Here is a 17,183-nt window from a genome sequence, read left to right as displayed (position 1 = left end):
TAGTTAGTGCCAAGCATACTTGCTGAGATAAGTATGAATTCTTTCTTTAATCACTATCCCACAGGTGGTGGGGCAGAGTCTGGTTTAACGTTCCGATTCTTTTGGGTATCTATGTTGGGCGAAGTAGAATTGGTTAGAGGACATGGTGATTATTTGCATGAAATTCTTGATCAATAAAACAAGTTGTTGTCCATTGCGTTTATCAAGATAGAATGCCACCAATTAGGTGGCATGTTACATATATATCTATTTATACCATTCTGATGTATTATACTTTTTTAACCATGATCTTTTCTTTGTTAATATCTAATTCACCATTGAATGTAAAGTTGAATTTCTTATACAAGTGAAGTGCAGCTTGATTATCTTCAACTACACTTAAATAGATTTCATTACAATTATATTCTTTAGTTAATCGTTGTATTAAAGCTTTTAACATGATACTTCCAAGCCCAAGACCTTGATATCTAGCATCAATTAAAAAACGATCTAACCACACTCTTCCATTTTCCCCTTCCTCGGGAAAAAATCCATACATAGCAAAACCGACCAAGCTATTGTCTGAATAAAGTCCCACTGGCTTATAATATTTACACTCCATGGCTTCTTCTAAACATTGTTCTGTCGTTTCAATAAACGATTTTTGCTTTGTGTTTATTCCCAACTTTAAAATATCATTTACATTTTCGTTCGTGACTTCATTAATAGTGATGGTCATAATATTAATCCTTCCTCATTTTCCTCATGTTTAGCCGTTTTGTTAACATGATATACTAATAGCCTAAGGTATATGGTTACCATATAGTCAAGGGAGAGATTGTATTGGTCGATGGAAATTTAGGCAAATATTTTACTACTGGAGAATTCGCCAAACTATGTAATGTAAAAAAACAAACGCTAATTCACTATGATGAGATTGGGCTTTTTTCTCCCGATATTAAAAATGAAAAAGGCTATCGGTATTACTCCTATCAACAATTTGAAGTTTTTTCTGTAATCACACTTTTAAAAGAAGTTAAAATGCCCTTGAAAGAGATTAAATGGTTTCTTACTAACAGATCACCTATAGAATTAATTAACCTTTTTAAAGAAAAATCCATAGAATTAGAAAAAAAAATAGATAATCTTTATCGAATACAGAAGATTATTGAAACGAAAATATCCCTCACTGAAAAAGCGATACGTATTGATTATTCTCAAATCACATTAGAATTTCAGGAGGAAGAACAACTTTTCCTTAGTGACTCCATCTTGAATTCTTCTGATGCTGATTTTTTAAGATCAACATCTAAATTTATCGATTACTGTAATAGAAATAAGTTTTATACGGGTTTCCCTATTGGGGCCATGATAAACAAAGAAAAGATCGTTCAAGGAGACCATGATAACTATTCATATTTGTACACGAAAGTTATGGACAATCATGCGAGCTCTTTTACATATGTAAAGCCCAAGGGACAATATATTGTTGCCTATCATAAAGGGAGTTATAAGAGTATTTCCGAAACATATGAAAAAATAGTAAACTTTATGCAAAGTCAAAACTTGAACCTCAAAACGTTTTCATACGAAGAGTATATGTTAGATGAAGTCTCAGTAAAGGGTTACGAAAATTACCTAACAAAAATAATGGTAGAAGTAGGATGAGGGAAGGTTTTTTGCCACATATACGTTATTCAGGAAGATGATTTAGTGGGGATGTACAAGCTCGAAATTAAAAGAACGGAATTTCTACATGAACAGTAAGAAACATTGCGGAGGGTTATATATGAAAAAGTTAGTTTTATGTATTGTTGCTATTTTTCTTATCGTCTTTTTATATTTTGACTATATAGCTCAAAGTGACAAAAAGAACAACAGAATGGATCTTAACGTCAAACAATCCATTGAACATCAATTAAAAACCAAAGACTACGAGAGTTTTACTTATAAAATTACCAATAATACAAATGAAAATTTTAATCTGCTATTTGGCACAGGTAATGAAATAGACGTAGAATTCCACACATTAACTGATAGTCCAATTGAAGAGGGCAATATTATTACTATTGAATCTCAACCGACCGAAAAACACAAAAAAGAATTTAATAAAGGAGATACTTGGGAGTATACAATAAAGGTTAATTCGAAGTTACTTTCAAAAGGTGACTATCAATTAACTGCTCAATTTATACCAAGTAATGCGCTTACTCTTGATAAAGTTGAGCAGATAATAACTTACCCTTAATGTGACTCGGTCAAGAAGACAGGAGTTAAATAGACAACCTAGTAATTTAGCGAATAGAGAAGGCCTTTTTATGTCAGATAATAGCCATAATATGTTCTCCATGTTTCTAACTTCTATTGCGAAGCTGCTTCCTTTTATTTAAATAGTTGTTTACTATCATACATTCATATTAGCGACTCTTAGTATACTAAGAGTTTTCTATATAAACGGAAAAAGAGAGAGAATTTTATGTTCTGTCTCTTTTTCATATAGTTTGTTGACGCCTTGTACAAGATGTCCTAGGATAAAAAGATATGAGTTATTTTTGGAAAGAAATAGAAGGGGGAGAAAAATACATGTCACTAAAATCGATTATTCTTTCCCTTTTGTTATCGCAAGCTTTATTTTTGTGTGGGCTGTCTGTTTTTCTTCAGCTCCTTTTATATTTGAATCCTTTGGTTATCGTGGTTGTGTGGGTTTGTATCTTGGTTGTTGTCTCGATGCTGGTTCTTTTGTTTCGAGGTGAAACGATCATGCTTCCTCGGTTTTGGTGGCAGGCAGGTATGATTGGATACAGTTTTTCATTATTGGTTTTGCTGTTCTTTCGACCGAATGGGCAGGATTATTCGTATAATTTTATCCCTTTTTCTACGATTCTTTCTTATTTGTCGAACGAAACTAACTGGCTTGTGTCTTTTTATAACCTTAGCGCCAATGTAGGATTGTTTATTCCATTTGGGCTGTACTTGATGTCCAGGGAGGGGAAAGAGTTGTCCTCTTTTCGGAAATTTCTTTATCCATTTTTCTCAATCTTGAGCATTGAAATCTGTCAGTATGTTTTTCGACGAGGAAGTTTGGATGTTGATGACCTTATATTGAATATGATTGGCGTTTACCTGGGTTACATCCTGTATCCATTGTTTACAAAAGTGGTTGCGTTCCGTTCAGGAAAAATGAAAAGGATAATATGATTTTGTGAAGAATTAAAAAGTTGATGGAGATATTGAATTTGGGCATAACAAATAAGATAAATGAGAGGGTGTATCCTATGTATAGCAATTTAGCAGAGTTAACAAGCCATCCAGTGTTTCATTACTTTGCGGAGATATCCAATATCCCAAGAGGGTCAGGTAATGAGAAAGAGATTAGTGACTATCTGTTTCGCTTTGCAAGAGATCGAAACCTTGAGGTAGTACAGGATAACACATTAAATGTCATAATAAAAAAACCCGCTACAGCTGGTTATAATAGTGCGCCCACCGTAATTATCCAGGGGCATATGGATATGGTTTGCGAAAAGAATAAGGATACTATTCATAATTTTGAGAAAGATCCTCTTCAATTAAGGATTGTAGGGGACATGTTGTATGCTACGGGTACAACATTAGGGGCGGATAACGGAATTGCAGTTGCTTATGCTTTAGCTTTATTAGATTCAAATGATATTCCGCATCCTTCTCTTGAAGTAGTTATCACTACTGAAGAAGAAACGACAATGAACGGCGCTCTTGATGTTGATGCATCTCACTTTGAGGGTAAAATTTTGATAAATATTGATTCAGAAGAAGATGGGAAGCTGCTAGTTAGCAGTGCAGGAGGAATACGCGTTAGGCAAATCCTTCCTATTATATGGGAACCTGCGTCAAATACTGAAGTAACATACTGTATCAGTATTAGAGGGTTAAAAGGCGGTCACTCTGGTATATCAATCAATAAGGAAAGAGGGAATTCCAATAAACTATTGGGTAGATTGTTACAGGATTTAACAACAGAATTCCCTTGCTCTGTACAGCAAATTAGTGGAGGTCTAAAAGGGAATGCGATTCCTCGCGAAGCAGAGGCCAGTGTTCTAATTCATTTAGACGATGTTCAGAAGATTGCTGAGAAAATCCAGCAGTGGGATGAAACGTTTAAAAATGAACTACAATCTTCCGACCCAGAAGTATGGATTGGATTTGAAAAAAGCGATAGCTCCTCTACAAAAGTTTTGTCCAAAGAAACGGTGCGTAAAGCCATTACATCCTTACTGTTAATCCCACATGGTGTTCAGGGGATGAATATGGGAATAGAAGGATTGGTTGAGAGCTCGACGAATTTAGGGGTCGTAACAACAACGGATACAGAAATGAAATTCGAAAGTGAAATCAGAAGTTCGGTCAAAAGCATGAAATACAATATGGTTACTCAGGCAAAAGTGTTAGCGGAAATGCTTGGATGTGAACTATTAATAGATGCGGATTATCCGGAATGGCCATATAATCCTGAATCGAAGCTCAAGAAATTATTTGAACAAACATATAATGAAAAGTATAATAACGAGATTGAAATCATTGCTGTGCATGCAGGGATCGAGTGTGGGGTATTCATAGATAAGATACCAGGATTAGATGCTGTTTCAATCGGGCCGGATATGTTTGCCGTACATACACCTGATGAACACCTAAGTATCCCTTCAGCAATAAATAACTGGGAGTATTTAGTTTATACTTTAAAAAGGATGAAGGACCTTTAAGCAGCTGTTTCTTTGTACGAAAGGAACAACGTAGTAGATGAATATCCATTCTTCTATGGTGTTCGTCAGCTTAGTTCAATAGTATAAAAAAAGAAAGTACATATCCGATATGTACTTTCTTTAGTATTTGCGATTTTATCGAACAATATCGAAACTGCCAATTGGATGATTAAACTCCTTTAGGTATGGTCTGAAAAATATCCCAAAAAAGAGACTCCTCATGTAGGCAGGTCTCTCATTGTCATGAAGATCCAACTATCTTTTTACCTCTCGGCTGTGTACCATTTGGGTCTGGTTCTTTTGTGATTCCGATTTGATTGAATTGATCATTTAATATAAGCTTGTATGTCAACAATCCTGTGCCAGCTTCATCAGGCTTGAAAGTTCCTGCATTAGCCCGTTCGCCTTTATTCAGCAGCCATACTTGATAAACCTCTGACTCTTTAAGAGTAGGCAAATTCTGAATCTGTACGACTAATCTTCTTTCTTCACCTTGTTGCAAAACATATGCAACTCCGTCAGTATTCATATTTACAGCCGTCTTATCAGCAGGCTGTAAAGAAAGTGTCGTTTCAACCTCTACAGGCAGATTGATAGCTGAGAGTTCTTTTTTTAGTTGCACATTGGAATTTAACAGAACGATCACCAAAACTAGAGTGGCCAGCAAGAGGCCTGAAGTAATAGGAGTAAACTGTTTACGGAAAAAACTGCTCCATTTCTTCACCTTTCGTACAGGAACAGGAATTTCAGGATTACTCTCAAATACAAAATTCATAACTTCCGATTTTAGGGAAGAAGGGGGGGCAAATTCTTCGAAATCCCACTTCAATGAATTCCAGGCTTCCGTCATTTGATCATACTCCCTGGTGCATTCGGGGCAGTGGATTAAGTGTTCCGCGAATGCCTTTTTTTCTTTTTCTTCTAGTTCATCTGATAAAAATGAAAGCAGGTTATCGCATTCTATACTCATTTACAAATCACCTACTTCCAAATACTTTTTCAACTGCTTGAGAGACTGATGTAGTCTGCTCTTGATGGTTCCAATCGGTTCATTTTCAATTTTGGCAATTTCGGTTAGCGAATAGCCTTTCCAATATAGTAAATCTATTAGTCTTTTTTGCGGCTTGCTTAACTTATTTTTTGCTTTGGCAATTTCACTGTTTATAAGTCCATTTTCTATATCATTATTCGGATCTTCTATATCAATGGGCTTGCTCAAATCCATTTGTTTGTTATTCCGAATATGAATACTGTCTTTACGAACATAATCGACGCATACATTCCGTGTAACAGTCAAAAGCCAATTCACAAAGTTTCCCTTTTCGGGGTTATAACTGCTTTTTGTCGTCCAAAGCTTTAAAAAAACTAACTGCACAATCTCTTTTGTTTTTTCTTCATTTCCATTTGTGAATTTAAAAATAAAGCCATAGATTAATTTAATATACCGGTCATAAAGTTCTTCAAGAGCAGGACGATACTTTTTCTTTACTAATGCCATTAATTCTTTATCAAGTTTTTCTTCCAATCGCACCTGCAACTCCTCACCAAGTAAATTTGGAAAACAAACAACAGGAACGATCACTTTTATTTGATCGTTCCCTCTATTTTCTTATTTTGGAAAAACTGTTTCATTATTTACAATATACCAAACATCTTTCACACCTTCACCATTGACGTCTCCCTCTTTTTTATCATTTACAAAATAGTAGAGTGGAAATCCTTTGTAAGTTACTTGCTCTGCCCCAGTGTCTTCTCTTTTAATTGTTCCAAAATCTTTTTTGTCAAAGCCCATTGGCACATTGAAATCCTTTGCCATGAACGGCGGCCAATTTTCTAAACATTCACCAGCACAATTGCTTTTTCCTGATTCATCCTTTTTGAAATAGTACAGTGTCATTCCTTTGGAATCAGCCAGGTACTCGCTCGTTGTTCCACTTTCCAATAATTTCAGGCTCTCAGCGGTATCATCAGCTGTGCTATTCACCACTTGATCCTTCTTGATAGGATCTTTAGCGTCATTTCCACATGCTCCTAAAACCAACACCATTGTCAAAGTCATTAAAATAAACATCCATTTTTTCATATAATCCCACTCCTCATTTATTTATTTCCATCCCCACTTTTGAAACACTTGATGGGATGCATCAGATTTTAGATAATTAATAAATTGTTCTGCTTCTTTCTTATTGTTGGTTGTGCTTGTTATACTTACAGGAGTTCCTCTATAGAGCTTATCTTCTTCAGGAAGCTGAACCAGTTCTGTCACGTCTGACAGACGGTAATGCCAGGATTCATATGTAATCCAGGCGTCGTATTTAGAATTTGCCTTCCATAAATCGATTGCTTCTGCGCTGGATTTTACTGAAATAGCAATATTGCTACTAATTCCAGGAATAAGTCCTTTTCTTCCTGCTAAATCCTCCCATAGCCCCAGTTGTCCGGCTCCATTAACATCAATAATCTTTACGCCACTCTTCGTTAAATCCTCCAAAGACTGTATATTCTTGGGATTCCCTTTTCTAACCAAAATTCCGGCTGCGCGCGAATACAATTCTGTACGGGTTTTTTCATTAATGATACCCGGATGATTAAGCATAAAATCAGTTAGCATATATTCGGACCCTCCGTAAATAATGTCGGCATCCTTTTTGGCTTGATCAATCCATTTTGCTTCGGGACCTGCAGTTACTTCAACTTTTATACCCGTTTCGTTAGTAAACTGATCCGCCAATTCCTTGATTGGTCCAAGAGGTCCACCTGGGCCGTATACTTTTACAACATCGTTGACAGCTAGACTCTGTTTAGAATCCGTTTCGGTTGAAAATCCTAACACGACAATCATTATTGATATCAAACCAACAACAAAAAAAATTTTCTTCACGTCTTTCTTCTCTCCTTTCAGGAAAAATTCTTTGTACTATAGGTAACGAGACAAACCTCAAAACGGTTTGAAAAAAATGTTATTTTTTTTGTATTTATCATTTGAAGCTGAATTGCCCAATAAGTGTTTCTATTATTTTTATAAAGGAGGTCAATAACGAGCAGTTTATGTCGATACCATTGGTAGAAGGATTTTTTATGAAAGATGAAAGTGGTAATGTGGTAACGAAGTTGGAGAAGGTGTTCAAGCCCCCTTGTACAACTAACCAAAATTTTGAGTAAGGTTTACAAAGGGATTGTGATCTTTGGAGTAGAAATATGTAGCTAACAATACTTTTTACCGGAGGCCTACTTGATGGAATTAACTATTATCAATACCTTTACAGACCAACCGTTTAGAGGGAACCCAGCTGCTGTTTGTTTTCTTAGCGAGGAAAAGAACACAGAGTGGATGCAACAGATAGCTAAAGAGACTAATTTACCTGTTACTGCATTTATTATTAATCTTCATAAAAATGAATGTAATTTACGATGGTTTACTCCTTCTATTGAAATACCTATTTGCGGTCACGGAACACTAGCAAGTTCTTTCTTTTTATGGGGAAAAGGATACGCACAAAAAAATAAACCAATTGTCTATCAAACGAAAAGTGGAGTTCTTACTTCAAAATTGGTAGATGGAATGGTACAGTTGGAATTTCCGTCATTAATAGAGAAGGAGGCTATTGCTCCTGACTTACTAATTAAGGCTTTAGGCGTTGCTCCTACTTATGTTGGTCAAAACAAATGGGATTACCTAATTGAAGTTCAATCAGAAGAAATCGTAAGAAACTTAAATCCCGATATAGACTTAATTGCTCAGTTACCGATTCGCGGCATCATTGTAACGAGTCAATCAGATTCGAGTGAATATGATTTTGTTTCTCGTTTCTTTTCTCCAGCCCAAGGCCTTAACGAAGATTATGTAACAGGATCTGCACATTGTTGTTTAGGGCCATATTGGAAAAGTAAGCTGAACAAAAATATATTTCAAGCTTATCAAGCGTCGGAAAGAGGGGGCGTAATAAAGGTTGAAGTAGTAGAAGATATAGTTAAACTTTCTGGAAATGCAGTGACCATATTCGAAGGAAACTTAACTCTTTGATTATCTAGAATAGAGAATGAGAGCATCTCAGAATATTGCCTAATAAGTCAGGGATATCCATTAAAATAAAAAGGGTGAACGTACCTGACTAACAAGGAATGGCAAAGATTTACTCTATTATAGGTGTATGTATATTTACAAGTAAATCAATATTCTTCCATTCTATAATAGAGTCAACTTGTACTGGCGAATACCGCTATTGGACAAACTCAGTGCTTGGATTACTAATTCTAACTTTTTTCCTTTTGTCTACACTATCAAAAATATCCTCATCAAAGGAAAATCCTCGATACTCCTTTTTGTTTTGGGATTACTACCATGTAGTAGTATGTCAATATAACTATGGATGATCCGTCCTTTTACCCTCTAGAGCCCCGTTCTTTGCTACCAATTTACTAACTAAATGAATTTAAATCAATTTCTGATGGATTAGGTGCATTTCCACCATAATTATACTTAGAAGCTATGGGGAGAAATGCTAGTAAAAGACATCATCAAAAAAAATTGCAAACAAAAAATGACTATTAAAGAGATAGCGATACATCATCATGTAAGTGATAGAACCATTCATAATAAGATTAAGAAGTTAAGTTATGAATGGGGTAGCAGAAACACAAATTCTGTAGGTCTTTTTATTTTTAAAAAAATCAAATATGAAATTACCTCAAAATATTAATAATTACAAATTTTATTGTATTTATTCTGAAATATTTACAAAAAATGAGTCTATGTTACTATCAATAATGTGATTAAGAAATTTTTAGTGTTTTTTCAATTTATTATTAACACTGGAATGAACATTAGTTAATTACCTTTATGAATTTTCTTTTAATATAAGAGGTATCCATTTGATTAAAAAAATTTCAACAATTGTAATTGTTGAAAGGTTTTTTTTTTACATTTTCTAAAGTATGAAGGAGCTACAAATTAATGAAAAAAGTACAAAAAGCAATTATACCTGCAGCGGGATTGGGAACACGCTTTTTACCTGCTACAAAGGCAATGCCAAAAGAAATGCTTCCAATCGTGGATAAACCAACTATTCAATATATTATAGAAGAAGCTGTAGAATCAGGCATTGAAGATATTATTATTGTCACAGGAAAGAATAAACGTGCGATAGAAGATCACTTCGATAATGCCTTTGAGCTAGAGAATAATTTGAGGGATCATGGAAAATTTGATTTATTGGAGAAAGTACAATATCCATCTAATTTAGCCAATATCCATTACATTAGGCAGAAAGAGCCGAGAGGCCTTGGACATGCTATCTGGTGTGCCCGTAATTTTATTGGGGATGAACCATTTGCCGTACTTTTAGGTGATGATATCGTTCAAAGCGAGGTACCTTCATTACGTCAATTAATAAATGAATATGATGCGACAGGTTCGTCTATTATTGGAGTACAATCCGTTAATGAAAGCGAAACGCATAGGTATGGTATCATTGACCCGCTTACTCAAGATGGTAGAAGGTACGAAGTTAATAACTTTGTTGAAAAACCAGAACAAGGAACAGCTCCATCTAATTTAGCGATTATGGGGAGATATATATTAACTCCAGAAATATTTCACTTTTTAGCTAAACATGAAACTGGTGCTGGTGGTGAAATTCAGTTAACTGATGCCATTCAAAAACTAAATGAAATCCAAACAGTATTTGCCTATGATTTTGAAGGAAAAAGACATGATGTCGGAGTTGTAGATGGCTTTGTAAAAACTACCATTGAATTTGCCTTACAACGTCCTGAATTGAGAGACGACATTTTAAGAGAATTGGAAAGTATACTCAAAAAACATAAGGCAGTTAAGTAGTTTTTTTACATTAATTCTTATGAGATTTTCTTTAACTTTAACTAGGCTTATGGATAGGAATTTATAAAAACAAGGGCAAAGGATAGTTTAATCATTTGCTTTGTTGTTTGCTGCATTTTTATTAAAAATGATGAATCTAAATTGAAAAAGTTTAAAATATCGATCAGGCGTGACATAGACCTTTGCGATTATTTAATAGTTTAATATATAAACTATTGTAATGTGTATTAAGTGATCCCTAAAGATAATTGAGAACAAAAGATTCAAGAGATGTTAGATAATAAAGTTGATATTTTTATCATGGGTATATTTAGAAGTGAAAGTGCTATTTTCATATAGATTATTGTGAAGTAATATACTTACTAAGACAGAGGGAATATATAGCTTAATAATCAAAGTAAAGCTCTATAAAAGTAGTAATAAAAAGTCACCAACTATTGAAAATTTATTGTTGCTATTATTTATCCCTGGAAAGATAATTGTGATTTTGAATCAGGGGAAAATTTAATCAAAAAAGGGGATGCCCAGTTAGTGAATAAGAAGGTATTAAAAAGAAAAATCGATTTCCTTAAAGAACCAATTGCTAATTACTTATCAAAGGAAAATCATCAGCGTGTAAATAATTATGCAAAGTTTTATGATAAGTTAATTGTGAAAAAAAACACTATATTTTATGAGAGTCGCGATGGGAATAGTATCACTGACAGTCCATACGCGATGTTTAAATATATGATAGGAAATCAAGACTTTAAAGATTTTGTGCATATATGGTCTATTCAAGATTTTAGTCCGCTTTCAGGTGTAATATCAAAGTATAAAGACATGCCTAATGTTAAATTTGTTCAACGTAACTCAAAGGACTATTTTAAGTATTTAGCAACAAGTGAGTATCTAATTAATAATTCAACATTCCAGTCTTTTTTTATACCAAAAAATGATCAAGTTTATATTAATACTTGGCACGGTACACCACTTAAAAATATGGGTTTTGATATACCGGGTAATCCATCACTCTCTCAAAACGTTTTAAGGAACTTTTTAAGCACAGAATACATTTTGAGTCCTAATGCTCATACTACCAAAATATTTACTGAAAGCTATAAATTAAACGGATTGTATAAAGGGAAAATTATCGAAGAAGGATATCCAAGAATTGACTTAACTCTGAATACAAATCCTGAAGAGTTTAATGATTATTTAAGAACTTTAGGTTTAGGAATCAATGGTAGTAAGGAGAATATTTTATACGCTCCAACTTGGAAGGGAACAAATCTTTCTAAAGTGAATAACGATGTTCTTCAAATCATTGCAGATATAAATTATTTAGAAAGTCAAATCGGTGATCAATATAATATTTTGATTAAGGTTCACCCTTATCTTTATAAAGAAGCTAATAAGCACACAGAAATCAAGGAAAGATTGATCCCTGATTATGTGGATACAAATGAATTGCTTGCTACTGTTGATTTGCTTATTACTGATTATTCTAGTATTTTCTTTGATTTCCTTGTTACCAATAAGCCAATTCTATTTTACACTTGGGATGCTGATGTTTATACAGAGCAAAGAGGGCAATATCTTAAAAATGATGAACTTCCTGGCCCAATGCTTTTTAACTCGAAAGAATTAGTTAATGCAATTAAGGATATTAAAAATGTGAAAATGAGTTATTGTGAAAAATATAAAATGATGCAGGAGAAATTCACGAACTATGAAGATGGGAAAGTAACAGAGAGAATTGTCCTTAATATATTCAATAGGTCTTCGAAAGAACTCAACACCATTACTGGTCTAGATTCCTCAAAGGAAAAAATATTAATATATCCGGGAGGCATGAGAAATAACGGGATTACATCTTCTTTCCTCAATTTAATGAATAACATAGATTATGAGAAATATGATGTTAGTTGTTTTACTGCTACTCCTCACTCTAAAGAAGTCTTGAAAAATTTGGACAGGGTAAATAAGAATGTGCGTTTTCTTTTTAAACCTGGACTACCTGCTTATAAATTTTTTGAAGTATATAGGAATAAATTTATTAATAATAGAGGGGAAAGAGGTTTTTTAGGGAAAAAGCTTTACCCCGAAAATGCATATGTTAGAGAACATGCACGCTTATTCGGTAAAACTAAATTTGACTTTGTTATTGATTTTAGTGGGTATAGTCTTTATTGGGCTAAATTTCTCTTGTCCGCAGATGCAAAAAAGAAAATTTGTTATTTGCATAATGATTTGCTCTCTGAGAGTGAGAAAATTATTAATGGAAAGAGACCTCATCGTATAAATCTGAGGGGACTTTTTTCCGTATATAATCGATTTGATAAACTTGTAAGTGTTTCCAAGGGAACAATGGAATTAAACCGAAAGAATTTGTTAGAGTATGCAGACTATGATAAATTCGATTATGTTATGAATTCTATCAACCCAGAGAAAATCCTTCAAATTGAATCAAAGGAACTGGAAGTTATAGAAAATGACGAAAAGTCATTGATTACAGAAAATTTCAAAGCCAGAGCGATATTAAAGGGTATTAATAAATACTACGCTTGGAATATCCTTCCTGGTAATTTGGGTGCAACTAAGTTTCGTCTAGGAAAACGATTTGAAAATGCTGAAATTGTGATTTCAAGAAAAGCAAGAGATGAGTATAATACTTTTTACAAATTCAGTTTTAACAATCAAATTATTGGCTGGATAACCGATGAGGCCATTGAGTTAATGCCAGACAGTATTATTTACGAAAAAGATCTTGATAAAATCGCAAAACTGGTAAGACCAGGGGGAAACCATATTTGGTCTAAACCATACAAGGTTGAAGGCACATACAAAGTTTCTACTAGTCTAGATTTTAAAGGTATTATTGTGAAAGTTGATAAGGAAGTAAAAACACAACATTCGATATATAGTAGAATTTCAATTAATAATACATTAATAGGGTGGATAGATAATTCAGCTTTATCTATTCTTGAACATTGTTCAATTTATGAAAATTTGAGCAATATAAACAAGAAGAAAATTCATTTAAAAAGAAAGTATATTATATCCAGAAATTATAAAAAGAATAAGAATATAATTGATAATATTGAAAATAGAACTTTGAAAGAAATAAACATTAGTACGCAGATGTATGGAGTAATAACTAAACCAGAAAACCATAAAATTTGGACAAAAGCTTATCCAAATTTTAATGCTAAAAAAATAGCTAAAGCAAAAGAGTATGAAGGACAAATTGCAAACATTATAACAGTAAATAAAACCATAAAAGGTATTTATTATCTTTTTGAAATAGATAATGAAAAAATTGGGTGGCTGGATACCAGAGCATTTAAAATTATAGATACACCAATAAAGTTAAAAGAGAGAGAAGTACAGAGCACTTCAGAAATTAATTTCGGGAAAAAGGATTATATTTGGAATAAACCGTTTGGGTTACAAGGTGCTAAGACGACGGTTGGAAATTTAAAAAGCCTTAATGGAAGTATAGTCAGTGTAGATAGGGAAGCAGTTACTCTAAAGGGTACTTATTCTCATATAATAAAGGATGGTGTATCTCTAGGCTGGTTAGATAATAATGCTTTAAAAATAAAAGAAGTCTTTGGATTGGAGGTGGATAATCAATTTATCCCGTATCCCAGAAAAGATAATTTTAATTTTGTCAACATGGGAAGATTATCTCCAGAAAAAGGACAAGATAATTTGATTTATGCATTTGCAAGATTCCAAAAGGAACACAAAAATAGTAAGTTGTATATCTTAGGACAGGGTCCTTTAAAGGAAGATTTACAGGACTTAATCAATGAGCTAGATTTGAATAACTCAGTTCATCTTTTAGGACAACTTGAAAATCCTTTTTCGTTTATGAAAAAATGTGACTGTTTTGTTCTTTCTTCACATTATGAAGGTCAACCTATGGTTTTGTTAGAGGCGATGACTTTAGGAATGAAAATTATGGCTACTGATATAATTGCTAATCGAACCGTTTTGGAAGACGGGAAATATGGTTTGCTTGTTGAAGATAGCATTAATGGACTTGAAAAAGGTTTATACTCTATGATAAGAAAAGAGAATCTCAAAATAGAAAAATTTGATTACAATCAATATAATTCTTTAGCTATGGAAACATTTAATAAATGCTTATAAAGTAGTGGGCAGGTTCTTTTCTCAAATTCAATGAGAAAGGAGTCTGCCCCACTCTATGAATAATCAAAGGACACGAAAAAAGCACAATTGATTTCGGGATACATATTAATTATTTCATCATGGACTTGAAAAAATAATTAATAGTTCAATCGTTTGAAGCGCCATATAACTGATGCTGCCATGAATTCGTTTTCAGTTATACCAATCCTTGATATACTGAAAGATACTAGATTTGCTGGTTCAAAAGTCATATGTCTTGTTTGATTGACTTTTTCATTTTTCATGGATTATGAAAAGGAATGTATACCCTTAATTTTAATGTTAAAGGTTTTTTAGATTGAAAGGAGTAAATAATATGATTTTGGTTGTTGGCGGTGCAGGTTATATTGGAAGTCATCTTGTAAAAGAGTTAGTAAATACAGAAGAGGTGGTTATTCTAGATAATCTCTCAACGGGTTTTCGTTCGCTGGTGGATTCGAAGGCCATCTTGATAGAAGGGGATTTAGGGGATGGAGCGGTTTTAAATGATATATTCCTCAAATATCCAATTAAGGCTGTTATGCATTTTGCTGCTAATAGTTTAGTTGGTGAGTCTGTTCAAGACCCTTATAAATACTATGAAAATAATGTTGCTTCAACTATTACTTTATTAAATACTATGCTCAAGCATGATGTTAAGAACTTCATTTTTTCATCTACGGCAGCTACTTACGGGATACCAAATGTAGATATAATTGATGAAGAACAGCCAACTAATCCGATTAATCCATATGGTCGCTCGAAATTGATGGTAGAGCAAATCTTAGGTGACTTTGCCCATGCATATGGACTTCATTATGTTGTTTTGCGATACTTTAATGCGGCTGGAGCACATGAGTCGGCAGAAATCGGTGAAAGTCACGATCCAGAAACACATTTAATTCCTATTATTTTACAGCATTTATTAGGTCAACGTGAGAAAATTTCCGTGTTTGGTACAGACTATGATACACAAGATGGTACTTGTATTCGCGACTATATTCATGTAACGGATTTAGCTAAAGCACATATATTAGCTCTTCAAGCCCTATTGTCTGGGAAGAAGAATACGGCAATCTACAACCTTGGGAATGGAAAAGGATTTTCGGTTAAAGATGTAATAGACACATGTGAAAAAGTCACAGGGGTAAAACCGAATATAGAATATGCAGATCGTCGGCCAGGAGATCCAGCTCGACTGGTTGCTTCAGCCAATAAGATATATGAAGATCTTGGGTGGAAAGCAGCAATAGATTTAGACGAGATTATTGAAAGTGCATGGAAATGGCATAAATCTCAAATGAATTAAGTATTAGAACCACATAGAAAATCAGTATTTTTTACTGGTTTCTTATTGAAGGTTTATATGCTTGTCAGTGGAACGTCCCGTTTTTTGGATTTTAGACGTATTAACAAGTAAGCCAATTATAAAAGTATCTTGATTATCGAAGCCTAGTCTGTAAGCATCATTTACTCCTTGAAGAAAGAGCTGCTGCTTGCAGTTATGGACTTGGTAATATCATGATTGAGGGTGGTATTTTGAATGGCAATATTAAAAACTACCCAGACCCGTTCAATACTATTGGAATTGCAAGAAGGAAAAATATTACGATAAGAAGTATAGAGGTTAGAGATGTAGCATTAAATTATAGTATCCTATAAGGACACCTTAGCAGTTTGGTAGTGATTTCTCGTAAATCTCAAACCAAGGTATGAGGTGTTTTTTTGATATTATTTTAGGTTTAACAATCTCTTTTATTTGCTACTACAATAATTCTCCCAAAATCTCTCATTAGATGAGAGAATATCTTCTATATTAGAAACAGAATGGCTATACTATATGGGGGAATTTGTATGATAAACTAATGCCATTTGACTAGTTATCAAGTTACTAGTAAACTGATGGTGTATCAAGAGGAGAGGTGATGGTCAAACATGGATAGACGGGGGTTTACCGATGATAATAAATTGAGTTTGTTGATTTGGCTGCGAATGGTTCGTTTTTATCAAAGAAGTAACCAGCTTACGAATGATCATTTACAACATTTTGGCGTCACTGCTGCGCAATTTGATATGTTGGCACAAGTGCTTATTCATCAACCTGTTTCACAACTGGAATTGGCGGAGCACCTTACGATCAGTCGTGGAGGCGTATCACATATGTTAACAAGGTTAGAAAAAGATAATCTGATTGTTCGGGATCAACAATGGAAAGTTAAATATATTTCATTAACTGAAAAAGGGAAAGATTTAATGGAAAAAGTAATGCCAATTCAATCAGATTTTCAAGCTTCATTATTTGATGTATTGGATGACACTGAAAAGAAGAACCTGCATGAGATGATGATAAAGGTTCATAGATATAGTTTACAAACGGAAGTGCCTAATTCAATACAAGAGGAATCCTAAATCAGGTATGGGATTGGAGCGAAACTTGTTTTCAAAGCGTTGAGGAGAGTTATTGAGTA

14 protein-coding genes are annotated in these 17,183 nt (G+C 33.8%); 9 read left to right on the top strand and 5 right to left on the bottom strand.

Annotated features, from left to right (window positions below):
• Positions 1–268 precede the first annotated feature (268 nt).
• Positions 269–718: a GNAT family N-acetyltransferase gene (locus AKG34_RS20320; RefSeq protein ID WP_053347785.1), complete on the bottom strand. Its 450-nt coding sequence runs from the start codon at positions 716–718 to the stop codon at positions 269–271.
• Between the two features lie 104 nt (positions 719–822).
• Here AKG34_RS20320 and AKG34_RS20315 point away from each other — a divergent pair, with 104 nt between their 5' ends.
• From AKG34_RS20315 to AKG34_RS20300, 4 genes are all read left to right on the top strand, one after another.
• The gene (locus AKG34_RS20315; protein ID WP_053347784.1) at positions 823–1,647 is read left to right on the top strand and encodes a MerR family transcriptional regulator; all 825 of its coding nucleotides are present in this window, start codon (positions 823–825) and stop codon (positions 1,645–1,647) included.
• Positions 1,648–1,768: 121 nt separating this feature from the next.
• Positions 1,769–2,227: a hypothetical protein gene (locus tag AKG34_RS20310; protein ID WP_053347783.1), complete on the top strand. Its 459-nt coding sequence runs from the start codon at positions 1,769–1,771 to the stop codon at positions 2,225–2,227.
• 293 nt (positions 2,228–2,520) lie between these two features.
• Positions 2,521–3,177, top strand: a complete 657-nt coding sequence (locus AKG34_RS20305) for a VanZ family protein (protein ID WP_053347782.1) — start codon at positions 2,521–2,523, stop codon at positions 3,175–3,177.
• A gap of 77 nt (positions 3,178–3,254) precedes the next feature.
• Entirely contained in the window at positions 3,255–4,718 is a 1,464-nt protein-coding gene (locus tag AKG34_RS20300) for an aminoacyl-histidine dipeptidase (protein ID WP_053347781.1), read from the top strand.
• 241 nt (positions 4,719–4,959) lie between these two features.
• Here the strand turns inward: AKG34_RS20300 and AKG34_RS20295 are convergent, their stop codons facing one another.
• From AKG34_RS20295 to AKG34_RS20280, 4 genes are all read right to left on the bottom strand, one after another.
• Positions 4,960–5,688 carry an anti-sigma factor gene (locus tag AKG34_RS20295; RefSeq protein ID WP_053347780.1) on the bottom strand — a complete coding sequence of 243 codons (729 nt, stop codon included), beginning with the start codon at positions 5,686–5,688 and terminating at the stop codon, positions 4,960–4,962.
• Positions 5,689–6,243, bottom strand: a complete 555-nt coding sequence (locus AKG34_RS20290; RefSeq protein ID WP_053347779.1) for an RNA polymerase sigma factor — start codon at positions 6,241–6,243, stop codon at positions 5,689–5,691.
• An 84-nt stretch (positions 6,244–6,327) separates the two neighbouring features.
• On the bottom strand, positions 6,328–6,801 hold the full coding sequence (locus AKG34_RS20285) for a COG4315 family predicted lipoprotein (protein WP_053347778.1): 474 nt from the start codon (positions 6,799–6,801) through the stop codon (positions 6,328–6,330).
• A gap of 21 nt (positions 6,802–6,822) precedes the next feature.
• A complete protein-coding gene (locus AKG34_RS20280) occupies positions 6,823–7,599 on the bottom strand; it encodes an extracellular solute-binding protein (protein WP_053347777.1) in 777 nt (258 codons plus the stop codon).
• A gap of 354 nt (positions 7,600–7,953) precedes the next feature.
• Between AKG34_RS20280 and AKG34_RS20275 the strand changes: the two genes are divergently transcribed.
• The 5 genes from AKG34_RS20275 to AKG34_RS20250 all read left to right on the top strand — a co-directional run bounded on the left by AKG34_RS20275 (position 7,954) and on the right by AKG34_RS20250 (position 17,124).
• A complete protein-coding gene (locus tag AKG34_RS20275) occupies positions 7,954–8,742 on the top strand; it encodes a PhzF family phenazine biosynthesis protein (protein WP_053347776.1) in 789 nt (262 codons plus the stop codon).
• 930 nt (positions 8,743–9,672) lie between these two features.
• Positions 9,673–10,557, top strand: coding sequence for a UTP--glucose-1-phosphate uridylyltransferase GalU (gene galU / locus AKG34_RS20265; RefSeq protein WP_053347774.1), 885 nt, complete (start codon positions 9,673–9,675; stop codon positions 10,555–10,557).
• 531 nt (positions 10,558–11,088) lie between these two features.
• Complete coding sequence (locus AKG34_RS20260) at positions 11,089–14,697, top strand: CDP-glycerol glycerophosphotransferase family protein (protein ID WP_053347773.1); 3,609 nt, start codon at positions 11,089–11,091, stop codon at positions 14,695–14,697.
• 355 nt (positions 14,698–15,052) lie between these two features.
• On the top strand, positions 15,053–16,024 hold the full coding sequence (gene galE / locus AKG34_RS20255) for a UDP-glucose 4-epimerase GalE (RefSeq protein WP_053347772.1): 972 nt from the start codon (positions 15,053–15,055) through the stop codon (positions 16,022–16,024).
• A 626-nt stretch (positions 16,025–16,650) separates the two neighbouring features.
• Positions 16,651–17,124, top strand: coding sequence for a MarR family winged helix-turn-helix transcriptional regulator (locus AKG34_RS20250; protein WP_053347771.1), 474 nt, complete (start codon positions 16,651–16,653; stop codon positions 17,122–17,124).
• Positions 17,125–17,183: the final 59 nt, after the last annotated feature.

Source organism: Peribacillus butanolivorans (assembly GCF_001273755.1).
Classification (GTDB): domain Bacteria; phylum Bacillota; class Bacilli; order Bacillales; family DSM-1321; genus Peribacillus; species Peribacillus butanolivorans.
This window is presented reverse-complemented; position numbering and strand designations above follow the sequence as displayed.